14 protein-coding genes are annotated in these 16,577 nt (G+C 66.8%); 4 read left to right on the forward strand and 10 right to left on the reverse strand.

Annotated features, from left to right (window positions below):
- Window positions 1-110: 110 nt before the first annotated feature.
- Together HG262_RS16905 and pdeR are read left to right on the forward strand one after the other, a co-directional pair.
- Window positions 111-1,106, forward strand: coding sequence for a tripartite tricarboxylate transporter substrate binding protein (locus HG262_RS16905; RefSeq protein WP_169272106.1), 996 nt, complete (start codon window positions 111-113; stop codon window positions 1,104-1,106).
- Between the two features lie 355 nt (window positions 1,107-1,461).
- Window positions 1,462-3,459: a cyclic di-GMP phosphodiesterase gene (gene pdeR / locus HG262_RS16910; RefSeq protein ID WP_169272107.1), complete on the forward strand. Its 1,998-nt coding sequence runs from the start codon at window positions 1,462-1,464 to the stop codon at window positions 3,457-3,459.
- Window positions 3,460-3,485: 26 nt separating this feature from the next.
- On the opposite strand, the gene HG262_RS16915 is transcribed toward pdeR, so the two are convergent.
- The 6 genes from HG262_RS16915 to HG262_RS16940 form a co-directional block, all read right to left on the reverse strand.
- Window positions 3,486-4,370: a crotonase/enoyl-CoA hydratase family protein gene (locus HG262_RS16915; RefSeq protein ID WP_169272108.1), complete on the reverse strand. Its 885-nt coding sequence runs from the start codon at window positions 4,368-4,370 to the stop codon at window positions 3,486-3,488.
- 411 nt (window positions 4,371-4,781) lie between these two features.
- Window positions 4,782-5,768 carry a tripartite tricarboxylate transporter substrate binding protein gene (locus HG262_RS16920; RefSeq protein WP_169272109.1) on the reverse strand — a complete coding sequence of 329 codons (987 nt, stop codon included), beginning with the start codon at window positions 5,766-5,768 and terminating at the stop codon, window positions 4,782-4,784.
- Window positions 5,769-5,878: 110 nt separating this feature from the next.
- Complete coding sequence (locus HG262_RS16925; protein WP_169272110.1) at window positions 5,879-6,835, reverse strand: LysR family transcriptional regulator; 957 nt, start codon at window positions 6,833-6,835, stop codon at window positions 5,879-5,881.
- Window positions 6,836-6,871: 36 nt separating this feature from the next.
- Complete coding sequence (locus HG262_RS16930; protein WP_169272111.1) at window positions 6,872-8,023, reverse strand: CoA transferase; 1,152 nt, start codon at window positions 8,021-8,023, stop codon at window positions 6,872-6,874.
- Complete coding sequence (locus HG262_RS16935) at window positions 8,020-8,814, reverse strand: enoyl-CoA hydratase (RefSeq protein WP_169272112.1); 795 nt, start codon at window positions 8,812-8,814, stop codon at window positions 8,020-8,022. Before HG262_RS16935 ends, HG262_RS16930 begins: the two co-directional genes overlap by 4 nt.
- A gap of 160 nt (window positions 8,815-8,974) precedes the next feature.
- On the reverse strand, window positions 8,975-9,730 hold the full coding sequence (locus HG262_RS16940; protein WP_169272113.1) for an SDR family oxidoreductase: 756 nt from the start codon (window positions 9,728-9,730) through the stop codon (window positions 8,975-8,977).
- 115 nt (window positions 9,731-9,845) lie between these two features.
- Between HG262_RS16940 and HG262_RS16945 the strand changes: the two genes are divergently transcribed.
- Window positions 9,846-10,757, forward strand: coding sequence for a LysR family transcriptional regulator (locus tag HG262_RS16945; protein ID WP_169272114.1), 912 nt, complete (start codon window positions 9,846-9,848; stop codon window positions 10,755-10,757).
- On the opposite strand, the gene HG262_RS16950 is transcribed toward HG262_RS16945, so the two are convergent.
- Both HG262_RS16950 and HG262_RS16955 read right to left on the reverse strand, forming a co-directional pair.
- On the reverse strand, window positions 10,736-12,130 hold the full coding sequence (locus HG262_RS16950; protein ID WP_169272115.1) for a GntP family permease: 1,395 nt from the start codon (window positions 12,128-12,130) through the stop codon (window positions 10,736-10,738). The genes HG262_RS16945 and HG262_RS16950 overlap by 22 nt on opposite strands.
- 84 nt (window positions 12,131-12,214) lie before the next feature.
- Window positions 12,215-13,024 carry an aminoglycoside phosphotransferase family protein gene (locus tag HG262_RS16955; RefSeq protein WP_169272116.1) on the reverse strand — a complete coding sequence of 270 codons (810 nt, stop codon included), beginning with the start codon at window positions 13,022-13,024 and terminating at the stop codon, window positions 12,215-12,217.
- A 112-nt stretch (window positions 13,025-13,136) separates the two neighbouring features.
- Between HG262_RS16955 and HG262_RS16960 the strand changes: the two genes are divergently transcribed.
- Complete coding sequence (locus HG262_RS16960; protein ID WP_169272117.1) at window positions 13,137-13,895, forward strand: class I SAM-dependent methyltransferase; 759 nt, start codon at window positions 13,137-13,139, stop codon at window positions 13,893-13,895.
- On the opposite strand, the gene HG262_RS16965 is transcribed toward HG262_RS16960, so the two are convergent.
- On the reverse strand, window positions 13,840-15,102 hold the full coding sequence (locus HG262_RS16965) for an MFS transporter (RefSeq protein WP_169272118.1): 1,263 nt from the start codon (window positions 15,100-15,102) through the stop codon (window positions 13,840-13,842). The genes HG262_RS16960 and HG262_RS16965 overlap by 56 nt on opposite strands.
- Window positions 15,099-16,538, reverse strand: a complete 1,440-nt coding sequence (locus tag HG262_RS16970; RefSeq protein ID WP_169272119.1) for an amidase — start codon at window positions 16,536-16,538, stop codon at window positions 15,099-15,101. The genes HG262_RS16965 and HG262_RS16970 overlap by 4 nt, the downstream gene beginning before the upstream one ends.
- Window positions 16,539-16,577: the final 39 nt, after the last annotated feature.

Below are 16,577 nucleotides of genomic sequence, written 5' to 3' on the forward strand. Positions count from 1 at the left end.
AGTCGATAGAAAAATTCTGATTCTTCAATCAAGTTTGGCCTCCTACACTGGCGCCGTTGACGAGCCGGGCGTCCGTCCATTCCTATACTCATCCCGGCTGGAGAGACCCCATGTCAGACCTGCGTCTGCGGCCGCGCCGTGCCGTCCTGCTTTCCCTTCTGGCCCTCTGTGCTGGCGTATCCGCCCCGGCGATGTCTGCCGACGCCTATCCCGACAAACCTATCCGCCTGATCGTGCCGTATCCGCCCGGAGGCGCGACCGACGTGATCGGCCGCGTGCTGGCGCAGGAGCTGACGGGCGCGCTCGGCCAGTCGGTGATCGTGGAGAACCGCGCGGGCGCCGCCGGCAATATCGGCGCGGACCAGGTTGCCAAGGCGCAGCCCGACGGCTACACCTTGCTGATGGGCGCGCTGACCAGCCATTCCATCAATGCCGCCCTGTACCGCGGCCGCGTCACGTATGACGTGGAAAAGAGCTTCGCCCCGGTGTCCATCGTGGGCACGGTGCCGCTGGTGTTCGTGGTGAACCCGTCGGTGCCGGCCAAGACGCTGTCCGAATTCATCGCGCTGGCCAAGTCCAAGCCGGGCTATATGACGATGGCGTCGGCCGGCAACGGATCACCCCAGCATCTGGCCGGCGAAATGTTCAAGCGTTCGGCCGGCGTCGACATCCTGCACGTGCCCTACAAGGGCAGCGGCCCAGCCATGACCGACCTGATGGGCGGCCAGGTGCTCAGCATGATCGAAACCGTGCCGGCGGCGCAGGGCAACATCAAGGCGGGCAAGCTGCGCGCGCTGGCGGTGACCTCGCCTGCGCGCGTGGACGCGCTGCCCGACGTCCCGACCGCCGCCGAGGCGGGCCTGAAGGACTTCGAGGTCAGCTCGATGTTCGGCATCGTGGCGCCCGCCAATACGCCGGCGCCGGTGATCGACCGCCTGAACGGTGAACTGAAGAAAATCCTGGCCAAGCCGGAAGTGAAGGCGTCGCTGCTGAATCAAGGCGCCATCGCTACCTGGACGACGCCGGCCGATGCCAGCGCCCGCGTGTCGGCGGAGCTGGCGCGCTGGACCAAGGTGATCGACGACGCCGGGGTGAAGGGCGACTGATCCGCGGGATTGATCTGCGGGCTTTATCCCCGGTTGCGCTATTTACGCGACAAGCCGAAGATTTCTTCACGGAATCTTCGGCGATTTTGTTTGTGCATTGCGATGCCGTCTGGCGCAACAATGCGTTCGCCACGGGTCGTGGCGACGCATTAAAGCAGCCAGGAACGCAAAGATTCCCCACACGCCCGTGATCGCCGATGAAACAATCCGCAATACAGGGAATATCGCACTGCAACGGGGTATTGACCCCGTTCAGGCTAGGCCGTAATGTACTTTTCGGTCCGGCCGGGGCTGTTCATCCTAAAGGACGCCTTGTTAGCGTGAACCAGCCGTAGGACAGTGGGGGGATACCACGATGACAGAGAATCAGGACGAAAGGTCGATCCTGTATACGCATTTCGGTACGCACAGTCCATATTGGCGTTTGTCGGCCGATAGCGACGCGTTCGAGCTTGCCGCGGTCAAGGGCGCGACCAATATCGCGATGGCGCTGCGCCCGGATCAGGCCGACACCATCCGCTCGCTGACGGGCATCACCTCCAGCTTGCGCATCGATATCTCGCTATACGGGGATCCGCTGCGGCTGCACCTGGTGGGCCGCAAGATCAACCCCAACGAATGGGCCGGCACCGCATCGGCGCATTCCGACACCGAATCGGTTGCCAAGGACCTCGTCGAAGGCCTGTCCTTTGCCGAAACCGTGGTGTCCGAGGCCAACTCGGTGATCGTCATCGTCGACCAGAACGGCCGCGTTCAGCGCTTCAACAAGCTCAGCGAGGAATACACGGGCAAGCGCGAACAGGACATCGTCGGGCGTAGCGTGTTCGAGATGTTCATGACGCGCGAAGAGGCCATGGCCTCGCGCCGCAATATCGCCGAGTTCTACAAGCGCGGGCAGTCCTACGAGGCCGAACGGCTGATCAACACGGTCAAGGGCCCCCGGCTGTTCCTGTTCCGGAACAAGTTCGTCACCAGCGGCAGCGGCGAAAAGCGGGTCTACCTGATTTGCTCGGGCACCGACATCACCGAAGAGCGCCAGGCGCAGGAACGCCTGCGCGTGCTGGCCAACACCGACATGCTGACCAACCTGCCCAACCGCCATTCCATCACCGCGCGGCTGAAGGCGGCGCTGGCGGCCGGCAAGGAAGGGCGGGGCGGCGTGCTGTTCCTGGACCTGGACAACTTCAAGCGCATCAACGACCACTACGGCCACGGCTTCGGCGACCGGCTGCTCAAGGCGGTGTCGGTGGCGATTTCGACCTGCCTGTCCGAAGGGCAGACGCTGGCGCGGCTGGGCGGCGACGAGTTCATCGTGCTGCAGGAGGAGGCGCAGGCCTGGCAACTCGAAGCCACCGCCGAACGCATCATCGAGCGCCTGCGCGAACCTTTCCGCCAAGGGCTGATCGAGGTCTACACCAGTTGCTCGATCGGCATCGCGATGTACCCCGACCACGGCGCCGACCTGGACAGCGTGGTGCGCAGCGCCGACATCGCCATGTACGTGGCCAAGGAAGCGGGGCGCCATACGTACCGCGTGTTCCAACCCGACATGGACCGCCGCAACGCGGACTACGTATGGCTGGACACGAACCTGCGCAAGGCGCTGGCCGAAAACCATCTGATGCTGTACTACCAGCCCAAGTTGGCCGGGCGCACCGGCGAAGTCCACAGCGTGGAAGCTTTGTTGCGCTGGCGTTCGCCAGAACGCGGCATGGTCTGCCCCAGTGTCTTCATCCCGTACGCCGAGGAATCCGGCCTGATCTCGCCGCTGGGCGTGTGGGTGATGCGCGAGGCCGCCCGTCAGGCGGCCGCCTGGAAGCGTGAAGGCCTGAATATCCGGATCGCCATCAACATGTCGGCGCGGCAATTGGACGACAAGGGCGTGGTCAGCGACTTCATGAGCGCCATCGGCGATGCGGAGCTGGACCCGTGCCTGCTGGACATCGAACTCACGGAAAGCTGCCTGATCGAAGACGAAGTCGCGGCGATCGACCTGATCAAGCAGTTCCGCCAATTGGGCGCGCGCGTGCACCTGGACGATTTCGGCACCGGCTATTCGTCGTTGTCGCAGCTGGCGCGCATTCCGCTGGACGCGATCAAACTGGATGCCAGCTTCGTGCGCGGCGTGAACGAGAATCCGGTGTCGCAGGCGCTGGCGCGCGCCATCGTCGCCGTGGCGCGTACGCTGGAATTGAAGGTGATCGCGGAAGGGGTGGAAACGTTGGAAGAAACCGCGTTCCTGGATACGCTGGGCGTGGATGCCAAGCAAGGCTATCTGTATGCCAAGCCCATGCCCGCGAGCGAGTTTTCGGCCTGGCTGGCCCAGCGCCGCCGGCTGCATCTGATCGCCTGATACAGCCGGCGCCATCGTGCGGCGGGTTAGTGCATGGTCGCTTCCTGCGTTGCTTCGGGGTTGGCGGCAGTGCGCCGGTTCTGCGCCATCACCAGGCGTTCCATGTAGGCGCGGTCCTTCGGGTCGATCGAGAACGCGGCTTCTACCCAGTCCTCGGTGATGTCCATCAATTCAGAGCGCGACAGGTTCAGCACGCGCTGGCGCGCGCGCAGCATGGCGCGCATGCCGTTGAGCTTGGGACGCATCACATCGATGAAGGTGCGCGTGGCGCGGTACGCGTCGCCCGGTTCGAACAGCGCGTCCACCAGCCCCTTGCCGTGGAACCATTCGGCGGTGTGCGATTCGCCCGTGCTGATCAGGTCTTCGGCCAGTTTCATGCCCGACCGGCGCGCCACCAGCGAATAGCCGCCCATGCCCGGGAACAGGTTGAACGCCATTTCCGGGAAGCCCATGCGGGCGTTGTTCTGCGCCAGCACGAAATGGTGGGCCAGGGCCGCCTCGAAACCGCCGCCCAGCGCGGTGCCCTCGATCATGGCCAGCGAGATGGCGCCGGTGTCGAACCCGCGCGAGGCGGCATGCACACAATCCACGCACGCCCGTGCATAGGCCCGCAGGGCCTCGCGCTTGCCGGTCCGGATCGCTTCCGCGAAGAAGTTCAGGTCGCCACCCACGTTGTAGATCTGCGGCACCAGCGAGCCCGTGACCCAGAAGTCGATGGGCAGGCCCGAGTCCTTGGCGGCGCGCGCCAGGGTCATGATCTCGTCGATGAGTTCGTGGTTAAAGCAAGGCCGCGGCTGCGCGCGGAGCATCATCCACATGACACGGCGTCCCTCCTCGTAAAACGCTGAAATCTGCTTCATGTTGCCCGCTGCGGTAAAGGGGTGGCAGTCTGGATGAATGAGTTGATTCATGTGCTTTCGTCCAATCGGTCAAGGTGAGTCGGTGTACTGCCGGGTCAGCCTAATACAGAGCTTCCGGATGCCGTCTCATGCAAACCTCGTCCGGTTGGCCAGACTTGTCAGTAAGTCAAAAGCGCGAGTGAATAATGCAAAAATCTTGCGAAATAAGGCGACGGATCGGCCTCTCGGGCGAGCTGCGTCTCGCCACAACGGATGAGGACCGTCGCAAATACGCGTGGATTGGGGGGATGCCCGAAACGCCGTTGGAACGGGCAGGGATCATGCGTTCGGATGACGGCGTTGCCGGGCGACGCGGTGGGACGCGATGCCGGGACATCCCACGGGCGATTGGGATTGGCGGCTGGCGGTGCGCCATGCCACGGGCAAGACGCGGGCGCCCGTTGTCGGGCGCCCGTCTGCGGATTACTGCGGTTCGATCTTGGCGTCGATGGCGCGTTGGGTCCAGATCTGGCGTTGCGATTCAGCGAACGCCTTGTGCTCGGCCACGGAATTGGGCGCGACCTGCATGCCCAGCGCGTCGAATTTGGCTACGGTGTCGGGTTCGCTCAAGATGCGGGTGATCTCGCCGTTCAGCCGTTCGACCACTGGAGCCGGGGTGCCTGCCGGGGCCGCCACGCCAACCCACACTACCAGGTCGAAATTCTTGTAGCCCGCTTCGGCCAGCGTCGGCACATTCGGGAAGTCCTTGGCGCGGCTTTGGCCGGTGAAGGCAATGCCTGTCAGCTTGCCGCTGTGCATGAAGGCCGTCACGACGGATTGGTCGGCAAACAGATAGTCCACATGCCCGCCCAGCAGGTCCGTCACGGCGGGTGGTTGGCTCTTGTAGGGCACGCCATTGGCGGCAGCGCCGGCCACGGTGTTGAAGGTGGCGCCCGCGATCTGGCTGGTGGGCGACCCGTAGGCATAGTTCAGGGGGCGGCCCTGCGTCGCCTGCACCAGCTTGGTGACCGAGGTGTAGGGCGAATCCGCGCGTACCACCAGCATCATCGGAATCGTCGCGATCCGGATCACGTGGATGAAATCCCCGGTCGGGTCATAGGGCAGCTTGCGGAACAGCGCGGGCGTGGCCGAATGCGTCGAACTGCTGGTCAGCACCAGCGTGTAGCCGTCGGCGGGCGCGCGGGCGGCCGTGACGGCCCCGATCGTGCCGGACGCGCCGGGCTTGTTCTCGATGACGATGGGCACGCCCAGGCGCGGCCCCAGCTTTTCCGACAGGATGCGGGCGCTGGTGTCGGTGGCGCTGCCGGGCGAAAACGGCACCACGATCGTGATGGGCTTGTTGGGATAGGCGTCGGCGGCGTGGATGGCCGTGCCGCTTGCCGCCAGGGTGAAGCCTGCGCAGGCGGCTGCCAGCAAGCGCCGGCGCACCGGGTGCGGAATTCGGGTCATTGGAGTCTCCTGTCTTGTTCTTGCCCATCCGCCACGGCACGCGGCAACTGGGCCATGCGGCATGATGCGTCTGGCCGGCTTATCTCAACAAGGGACTAATTTTCATAGACCTATTCCGTATCCGGATGAATCGGCCTGTCGTCCAGGAAAGCGGTGGGGTCGGGCGACGCTTCGCGCGCGTGAAGCGTCGCTTCCAGTTCGTCCAGGAAGGTCCTGGCGGCCAGCGACAGCCGGGTGCTGCGGCGCTGGATCAGCGATAGCTCATGGCGGCGCTGCGGGCCGTCCTGGACAGCCGCCACATGCAGGCCGAGCAGCCGCGCGAACGCGCACACGTAGCCCGGCACGATGGTGATGCCCAGTCCGGCGCGCACCAGGTTCAGCACCGAGGTCAGCATGCCGGCTTCGATGCTGGAATGGAATTCCAAGTCGAGTTCGCCGCTGATGTGGTCGACGGCGCGGCGCACGCTGTAGACATTGCGCAGCGTGATGTGGTCATGCGCCGCCAGGTCGGCCCAGCGAACGCGGGCGCGCCGCGCCAGCGGGTGGGACGGGGCGCACACGGCGTACATGGAATCGCGGTAGATGACGCGCGCCTCCAGCCCTTCGCCGTGCGCCTGCGTGGACACGATGCCGAAGTCGGCACGGCCATGGCGGACGTGTTCCAGCGTGTCGTCCGTATTCAGCTCGTAGAGTTCAAGCTTCACGCCGGCATGCAGGCGGTGATAGCGCGTGATCACGTCGCCCAGCAGGCCCACCATCATCATCGGCGAACTGGCCACGCCCACCACCCCGCGTTCGAGCGTGCGCAGGCCGGACATGCTGCGTTCCGCCGCGCGCACCGTGCCCAGGATCTCCTGGGCGTAGGCGTAGAAGTCGGCGGCGCCTTCGCAGGGCGTCACGTTGCGGGTGGACCGTTCGAAGAGCGGCTGGCCCACTTCGGCCTCGAGCTCGGCGCACAGCTTGCTGACGGCGGACTGGGTGACGAAGGCGGCGCGCGCTGCGGCGGTGAAGCTGCGCAGTTCATAAAGCGCGCAGAACACGCGCAGCTGTTTGAGAGTGATGTTCATGGTCGGGCGGGCAGGGCGCGGCCGCCCGGGGTGGGCTCAGCCGCCAGCGTCGAGCATATCCCGATCCGCGTCCTGCCGTGGCGCCGGCCGGCGCAAAGCGCCCGGCGTGCGCGAGAACCGCACGGGGATCGAGGTGGCGGTCAGCGTCCCTTCCGTTGGATGCTCCACGCGCTGGAAGAAGCCGGTGGCCGCCAGATGGGGGTCGTCGAACAGGGCTTCAGGCGTGTTCACGGGCGAATGCGGGATGTCGGCGTCAGCCAGCAGCGCCAGCCAGTCGGCGGTGCTGCGCAGCGCGACGATGCCGGCCAGGTGCTGATACAGCGTATCGACGTTGCGGCCGCGGGTGTGCGGGCTGAGGTAGCGTGGGTCGGCCGCGAGGTCGCCGCGCCCCGATAGGCTGAAGAAGCGCTGCCATTGCGCATCGGTATAGGGCAGCAGCGCGATGTAGCCGTCCAGCGTGCGGTAGGGCCTGCGTTCGGGCGACAGCACCCGGCTGTAGCCCATTTCGCCGCGTGCCGGGTCGAAGGTGCGCCCGCCCATGTGCTCGATCAGCGTGAAGGACACCAGCGTCTCGAACATCGGCACTTCGATCGCCTGGCCGCGGCCGGACTTTTCGCGTTCGTACAGGGCCATGGGAATGGCGTAGGCCAGCGTCAGGCCCGCCACCTTGTCGGCCAGGATGGTGTTGATGTAGGCGGGGGCGCCCGTGTTGCGGCCCTGCAGATCGGCCAGGCCGCTCATGGCCTGGATGATGTCGTCGAAGGCGGGCTTGGCGGCGTAAGGGCCGTCTTGGCCGAAGCCTACCGCCGAACAATAGATCAGGCGGGGGTTGCGGGCGCAGAGGGTGGCGGCGTCAAGACCGGCACGCGCCAGCGCGCGGGGCCGCACATTCGAGATGAACACGTCGGCGTCATCCGCCAGCGCCAGCAGCCGCTGCAGGTCGGCCGGGTCTTTGGCATTCAGGGTGACGCTGCGTTTGTTGCGGTTCAGGTTCAGGTAGACCGCGCCCATGCCGGGCGACGCGGCGGGTGCCGATGCGCGAAAGACGTCCCCTTCAGGCGCTTCCACCTTGATGATGTCCGCGCCCATGTCGCCCAGGATCTGCGTGGCGTAGGGCCCCATGCCGACCGAGGTCATGTCGATGACCCGGACGCCGGCCAGCGGACCGCTTGCTTGTGCCGGGCTCATTGGCCGTCCCGTTTGTGCTTGCGAGCCAGGAACGGCGCCATGTATTGGCGGGGTTCGTCGGTGGTGAAGGCGGCGCCGAAGGCGTCGACGCTGCGATCCAGGCCGGCTTCGACCGTCGACGTTTCCCAGTAGCGCAGCAGCGCTTTCTGCGAGGCGACGGCGCGCGGGCCGCTGGCGGCGATGGGGCCGACCGTGCGTTCCACCAGCGCGTCCAGTTCGCCGGCGTCGCACAAGAACTGCAGGAAGCCCCAGCGCAGGGCTTGCTCGGCGTCGACATTTTCACCGGTCAGCAGCAGCCAGTTGGTCGCGCCCGGCCCGATCAGCGCGGGCAGCAGCACGGCATGGATCACCGACGGGATACCGACGCGCACCTCGGGCATGCCGAATACGCCATCGCGCGAACCCAGGCGGATGTCGCAGGCGGCTGCCAGCTCCATGCCGGCGCCCAGGCAGAAGCCGGGGAGGCGGGCGACGGTGGGGACCGGCACATTGCGCACCGCTTCGCATAGGTCGCGCAGGTTGGTGATGAAGGCACGGCCGCCGGCGGGGTCCAGCTCGGCCATTTCATAGATGTTGGCGCCGCCGATAAAAGCGCGCTCGCCGGTGCCGCGAATGACGAGCGCCCGCGCATCGGCCTGCGCGGCGATCCACTGCACCGCTTGCGTCAGGCCCAGCGTCACGGGCGTGGCCAGGATGTTCAGGCTTTTGGCGTCGTGGATACGCAGGGTGTAGACGCCGCGCTCGTCGCGTTCGATGCGGCTGTGGGGAAAGTCGGGGATCGGGGCGTGCATGGGGGACGTGTCTCCGTAATGGCGGGGTTGCAAGCCATCCTAGAGGGTTCGGTTCATCCCCACAAACAAGGTTTTTTCATGGAATAAGTCCAGTCGGGAATAAATCGGCGGGGCGCCCAGCCCCCGGGCAGCGGGGCGCCACGCCGGTCCGACCCAGGGTTCAGGCAACGCCGCCGTTGGCGCGCAGGATCTGGCCGTTGACCCAGCCGCTGTCCGGCCCCGTCAGGAACGATACGACGCCCGCGATGTCGTCGGGCTGCCCCAACCGTTCCAGCGGCGGCATCTTGGCGAAGTGCTCGATCAGTTCGGGGCTCTTGCCCTTCAAGAACAGCTCGGTGGCGACGGGGCCGGGGGCCACGGCGTTCACGGTGATGCGGCGGCCGCGCAGTTCCTTGGAAAACACATGCGTAAAGCTCTCGACGGCGGCCTTGCTGGCGATGTAGACCGCATAGCCCGGCAGGTTCAGCGCAATCGTCGTGCTGGACACGTTGACGATGCTGCCGCCATCGGCCAGCCGGGTGGCGGCTTCGCGCAGGGTGTTGAAGGTGCCGCGCGTATTGATGTCGAAGGTCTGCGCGTAGTCCTCGTCGGAGGTGTCGGCCAGCGGCTGCACCTTCAGGACGCCGGCGCTGTTGACGAGCGCGCTGATGCGGCCCAATTCGGATTCGACCTTGTCGAACAAGGCGCGCACATCGGCCGCCTTGGACACGTCGGCTTGCACCGCGACGGCACGGCCGCCGGCCAGCCGGATTTCGTTGGCCAGCGCGTCGGCGTCCGCCGCGCTGGATGCGTAGTTGATGCCGACCGCAAAGCCATCGCGCGCCAGGCGGCGCACGATGGCGGCGCCGATGCCGCGGGAGCCACCCGTGACCAGGGCGACGCGTTGCGGGGTCGGTTGAGAGGCTTGGGGGTTCATGCGCATTCTCCGAAAGGGTGGGGGGTGAGACGCATGATGGACTATTCCAAACCGAAGATAATTACCCTATATTCGCTAACATAATTCCATTTACATTAATAATTGGCGGACCAGCATGGATCGTTTCCAGGAAATGCAGGTGTTTGTCCGCATCGCCGAACGGCGCAGTTTTTCCCAGGCGGCGGAAGACCTGCAGATTCCGCGCGCCACGGTCACCACCCTGATCAAGCGCATGGAAAAGCGCCTGGGTGCCCGATTGCTGGAACGCACCACGCGCCAGGTGCGGCTGACGCACGACGGCGAGGCCTATTACCAGCGCTGCGTGCGCCTGCTGGCGGACCTGGAAGAGGCCGACGGCGCGTTCCTGAACACCGCGCCCAAGGGGCTGCTGCGCGTCAACGCCCAAGGCACGCTGGCCAAGTACTTCGTGATGCCCGGGCTGCCGGGTTTTCTAGAGCGCTATCCCGACATCGTCCTGCACCTGGGCGAAGACGACCGCCTGGTGGATATGGTGCGCGAAGGCGTTGATTGCGTGCTGCGCGCGGGCGCCTTGCAGGATTCGTCGCTGGTGGGCCGGCAGATCGCGCTGATGCCGCAGGTGACGGTGGCCAGTCCCGCGTACCTGGCGCGTTTCGGCACGCCTGTCCGGCTGGAAGACCTGGAGGGCCACCGCGCGGTGGACTACCTGTCCAGCGCGACCGGACGCAGCATGCCGCTGGACTTCATGGTGGACGGGCGACGCGTGCTGGTGCGTCCGGGCTCGGTCATCAGCGTGACGGGGGCCGAACTCTACACCGGCGCGGCGCTGGCCGGCCTGGGGCTGGCCCAAGTGCCCCGCTACCGGGTGGAGCGCGAGCTGGCCGCGGGGCACCTGCGGATCGTGCTGTCCAAGGCGCCGCCCGCGCCCATGCCGGTGTCGGTGCTGTACCCGCAGAACCGGCAGGTGTCGGCCCGGGTGCGCGTGTTCACGCAGTGGCTGGCTGACGTGTTCGCCACCGCCTTCGATCAGACGATGCCGGTCAGGTAGTACACCGCGATTACCACGAACACCGACATCGTCGATATCAGCGTGATGGCGAAGATGTCGCCATAGGACTGGCGGTGCGTCAGGCCGGTGACGGCCAGCAGCGTGATCACTGCGCCGTTGTGCGGCAGCGTGTCCATGCCGCCGCTGGCCATGGCGGCGACCCGGTGCAGCACGTCCATGGGGATGCCCGCCGCAAGCGCGCCGTCGATAAAGGTCTGCGCCATGGCGGCCAGCGCGATGCTCATGCCACCCGAGGCGGACCCCGTAATGCCCGCCAGCGAGGTCACGGCGATGGCTTCGCCTACCAGCGGGTCGGGAATGGATTTCAGCGCCTCGGCAACCAGCAGGAAACCCGGCAAGGCGGCGATGACGCCACCGAAACCGTATTCGGCCGCGGTATTCATGGAGGCCAGCAGCGCGCCGGATACGGCGCTCTTGCTGCCTTCGGCGAAGTGCGCCTTGATGCTGCGGAACGAGAACAGCAGGATGGTGAAGATGCCGGCGATCAACGCACCCATCACCGCCCACAGCGCGACCTGGTCGGCGGCGTTGACGGGCATCGGCTTGGGCAGGCCGGGCAGGGTCACTTCAGCGCCCGCCGGATACCAGCCGGGGATCCAGCGCGTCAGCAGGAAGTTGGCCACGCCCACGACCACCAGCGGCAGCAGCGCGATCAGGGGATGGTGGTCGCGTTCGCTGGGCGGCGTCGTGGGTTCGTTGCGCAGGTCGGTGCCGTAGGTCTCGCCGGCGGCGGCCGCGCGCTTGCGCCGCCATTCCAGGTAGGCGATGCCCGCGGTCAGCGTGAACGCCGCGCCGATCAGGCCCAGCCAGGGCGCGGCCCAGGTGGTCGTTTCGAAGAAGGTGGTGGGGATGATGTTCTGGATCTGCGGCGTGCCGGGCAGCGCCGTCATCGTGAACGTGAACGCGCCCAGCGCGATGGCCCCCGGCATCAGCCGCTTGGGAATGCCGCCCTGGCGGAACATCTCGGCAGCGAACGGATACACCGCGAACACCACGACGAAGAGCGACACGCCGCCGTAGGTCAGCACGGCGCAGACCAGCACGATGGCGACGATGGCGCGTTCGGCGCCGATCATACGCAGCACCGCCTGGACGATCGCGCGGGAAAAACCCGACAGTTCGATCAGCTTGCCGAATACCGCGCCCAGCAGGAAGACGGGGAAGTAGAGCTTGGCGAAGCCGGCCATGCGCTCCATGAAAATGCCTGAAAACACGGGGGCCAGCGCGGAAGGATCCGTCAGCAGCACCGCGCCCATGGCCGCGATGGGCGCGCACAGGATGACGCTGTAGCCCCGATACGCCGCCAGCATCAGAAACGCCAGCGCCGCCACCACGATGAACAATCCGGTCATTCGATACTCCAGGAATGAAGAGATAAGGGGTGAAGGGGCTACACCTTACCTCATCGAACCGGCGCCTTCGTGACGTGTGCCGGCTCAGGCGTCCAGTAGTCCTTGCGCCTGGCGGGCGATGTTCAGGTCGATCGCGGCATCGTCGCCGTCGCCCAGGTACCAGACGGCCGACAGCCCGCACCACGCCACGATCCATTGCAGCAGGCGGCGGCGGTCCAGGCCGGACTCGGCCACGATGAGGTCCAGCCGCCGCTCGAAGCAGCCGGGCACGATCGCCACGGGCGGCACGGGGTCCGACAGGTCGGGGTTGCAGAAGATGTTGGCGTAGTCGAACGCGCGTTCGCCGTAGAGCCGCTTGGGGTCGATGACCAGCCAGCCGCGTTCGCCGAAGTCCAGCACGTTGTCGTGGTGGACGTCGCCATGCAGCACCGCGAGATCGCGCGGATCGTCCAGCAACGCGCGGGCGTGGCGGGCGCTGTGCGCCAGGATGCCGCCTTGCGCCTGGGCCATGGGCCACAGTTCCACGAACCATTCCTCCAGGCTGCGCAGCGGCGGCAGCGGTTTGGCGCGCGGGGCGTGCAAGGCCTTCAGCACGCGACAGAGGATGCGCGTGGCCTCGTCGTCGCGGCCCGTGCGGGCGTAGGCCGCCAGCGAGCGCGTACCGGTGGCGCGTTCCAGCAGGATGGCGCAGTCGTCGTGCGCCAGCACGCGGGCCGCGCCCTGGCCGTCCCACCACGTCATCAGCACGCCGCCTTGCCGTTCGTCTTCTTCGCTCGACACCTTCAACATGGCCGGCGCGCCGTCGCGCGTGACGGGCAGCAGTTGCGCGGCATGGGTCACGATGGGGGCGCCGTCGGGCACGAGGTTCCAGCGGGATAGGTAGGCGTCGAACATGGGGCAGGGGGGAGGTGGTTGCCGGGCTGTATATAGTAGGGCCTGCCGCGGATCCGGTTGGCGCGCCTGTCGCCCGTGCCGTGTCCGCAGGCGTTATCACGGAGAATCAAAAATGACCGACTCGCAACCAGACCAGGCGCACTGGACCGCCGTGGCCGATCAATGGATAACGTGGGCGGGCACGCCGGGGCATGACGCATTCTGGGCGTACCGGGAGGGCTTCGCGGCGTACCTGGGCAGGGGACAGGGCCGTGTGCTAGAAATCGGCTGCGGCGAAGGCCGCATCAGCCGCGAGGCACGGGCGTTGGGCTATCACGTCACCGCAAGCGATGCCGTGGCCGCCATGGTCGAGGCGGCGCGCGCGGCGGATTCCGCTGACCGGTACGACGTCGCACCCGCGCAGTCCTTGCCCTATGTGGACGGCGAGTTCGATCTGGTGATTGCCTACAACGTGTTGATGGACGTGGACGACGTGCCGGCCGCGCTGCACGAAGTGCGCCGGGTGCTCAAGCCGGGCGGCACACTGTTTATTTCCATCGTGCATCCCTTCCGCGACCGCGGCCGTTTCACCGGGCCGCAAGCGGACGCGCCGTTCGTGATCGACGGCACGTATTACGGGCGGGAACACTTCGAGGGCAAGGAAACGCGCGATGGCCTGAGCATGCATTTCGCGGGCTGGTCGCTGCCCTTGCAGGACTACATGGCGGCGCTGGAAGCAGCGGGGCTGGCGATCGTCTCGCTGCGCGAACCGCAGCCGGACAGGGCATCGACGGCACAGCTGCAGCAATGGACCCGGCTGCCGATGTTTTTGTGGATCAAGGCGCGTGCATTGCCCGCGCAGCGGCATCGGGATTCGGAAGAAACCCAGTGATCATTGCCGCCGCGAGGCTGCCCATTGCGGCGGCCATGATCGGCAGCACGTAGCTGCCGCCCAGATCGTAGGCGTACCCCGCCGCGACCGGACCGATCAACGTGCCGAACGCCACACTCGTGTACAGCATGCCGATGATGCCGCTGACGTGGCGGCCGCCGAAATAGTCCATGACCACGGCGGGCAAGAGCGCCACCCAGCCGCCGTAGAACAGGCCGAATACCAGCCCGAACAGCGCCAGCGCCCAGAACTGGCCGGCCGCGCCCCACAGTCCCAGCGCTGCCGCCATCCCGCCATACATGGCCGCGAGCGAAGCGCGCCGGCCCAGGCGATCCGCAAGCGGCCCGAGGCAGAACCGGCCGGCCGTGCTGCCGACTCCGATCAACCCGAGCAGCAGTGCGGCACGGCCGGACCCGACGCCATGGTCCAGCGCGTAGGGAATCAGGTGCGCGAAGGGCACGAAGACGCCGAACGCGCAGCAGAGGCAGGCTACGTACAACAATGCAAAGGCCTTGCTGCGGACCGCAACGCTCAGCGGGACGCCGAGGGGCGTCGAGGCGGCCGCGGGTAACGCGGCGCCGTCCGGCGCCAGGCCCCGGTCCTGCGGGGTGTTTTCCACCCAGCGCGCGGCAGCGACGCCAATGAGGGCCACGCTGACGGCCAAGGCCAGATAGGCGGTGCGCCATCCCCACAGATCTATCAGCGCCGACGCCAGCGGCGGCACTAGCAATGTGCCCACCCCGATGCCGCTGACCGCCAGTCCGGACGCCAGCGCGCGCCGGCGCTGGAACCAGCGCTGTACCGCGCCGACCACCGGCACATAGGCGCAGCCAACGCCCAGTCCCACGCCAAGGCCGTAGGCCAGGTAGATTTGCGCCATGCTCTGCGCCGCACCGGCCAGTGTCAGGCCGAGCGCCAGCAGCAGCATCCCGGCCATTGCCAGTCGGCGTGATCCGTAACGGTCGGCCAGGGGGCCGCTGATCACGCCAAAGCCGAAGTAAAGGCAGCCTGCCAGCGAGAAAATCAGCGACACGTCGCCGCGCGATGCGCCGAATTCCCGTTGCAGCGCGTCGACGAAGGCACTGAAGGAATAGGCGCAGCCGAATCCCAGCAGGGTGATGGTGAACGCCGCGGCAACCACGAACCATCCATGAAAGACCTTTCCCGGCGCGCGCGGCGCAGCGGTCTGTCGCACGTGCATCGTCATTGACCTTCCTTTGCCGCAGGGCGGCGCAGATGCCAGCACGTATGTGCCTGGAACGCCGCGCCCAGCCGGAACAGCGTGGTCTCGTCCAAGTGCGCAGCGACCAGTTGCAGGCCCATTGGCATGCCGGCGGCGCACTGGCCGGCCGGTAGCGTCAGGCAGGGATGCCCCGTCATGTCGAATACGCAGGTGTAGCGCTGCAACGCCGCGATCAGGCCGGGCTGCTCGCCTAGCGTGCTGATATCACGCAGCGTCAGCGGGGGCATCGGCTGCACCGGTGTCAGCAGCGCGTCGATTCCGGTGAACAAGGCGTCCACTTTGCCGCGCAGCGCCATGCGGCGCAGCAGGATGCGCTGGTAGTCCGGGCCGGACAGGGCGTGGCCGGCGTCGAGCACCGCTGCCAACACCGGTCCATACTGGTCCTGGCGGGCGGGGTAGGTGGCCGCATGGGCGACGGCGGCTTCCACGGCGCAGTTGAGTGCCCAGTCCTGAATCGCCTGCTCGGCCTCGGCTATGGGGAACCGCAGCGGAACCAGGGTCGCGCCCAGGTCCTGGAAGGTCTGCGCCGCCGCGGCCAGCATGCGGTGCGTCAGCGTGTCGACGCCATCGCCGTTCCAATGCGGATCGAACCCAAGGCGCAGGCCACAGATGGCGCCAATGGCCTGTCCGGCATAGGGCGGTACCGGGGCTTGCAATGCGGTCGGATCCCGCGGATCGGCGCCCGCAATGGCTTGCAGCATCGCTGCGCAGTCCCTGACGCTGCGCGCGATGACGCCGATGTGGTCCAACGATGCCGCCAATTCCACGGTGCCATGCCGGCTGACGCGGCCCCATGTGGGCTTGATGCCGGTAAGCCCCGTTGCGGCGCAAGGCCACCGGATGGACCCGCCCGTATCTGATGCCGTGGCTGCAAAGCACAGGCCGGCTGCGGTTGCCACGGCCGATCCGCTGGAGGAAATGCCGGTCCAGTACGTCGCATTCCACGGGTTGCGCGGCGGGTCGATGCTGGGGTGATGGTCGGAATACGCCCCTTCCGTCATTTGCAGTTGCCCCAGCAGCACCGCGCCCGCCTCTCGCAGGCGACGGACGACGGTGGCGTCGTGATCGGCCGGCATGCCGCGATCAAGGATCATGCCGGCCGCTGCGGGAACGCCTGTGCGACGGCACAGATCCTTCAGCGCGAGCGGAATGCCGTGCAACGGGCCGCGGTATCGCCCGGCGCGAATCTCCGCTTCGGCGGCTCGGGCTTCCTCCATCGCCGATGCCGCCGTCACGCAGGCGTAACTGCGCAGCGCTCCGTCCCGGGCCTGTATGCGTTGCAACTGGGCGTGCGCAAGTTCCGCGGGCGAGACGTCGCCAGACTGGATCAAGCCGGCGACTGCGACCAAGTCCTGGTCAAGCAGGTCGGCGTGGGCGGCGGTGCGGAAATCGGTTTCCATATAGTTTTGCTATTCTTTGATGTCAACTACCGTGACGAG

Source organism: Achromobacter sp. Bel, assembly GCF_012928505.1.
Lineage (GTDB): Bacteria > Pseudomonadota > Gammaproteobacteria > Burkholderiales > Burkholderiaceae_B > Achromobacter.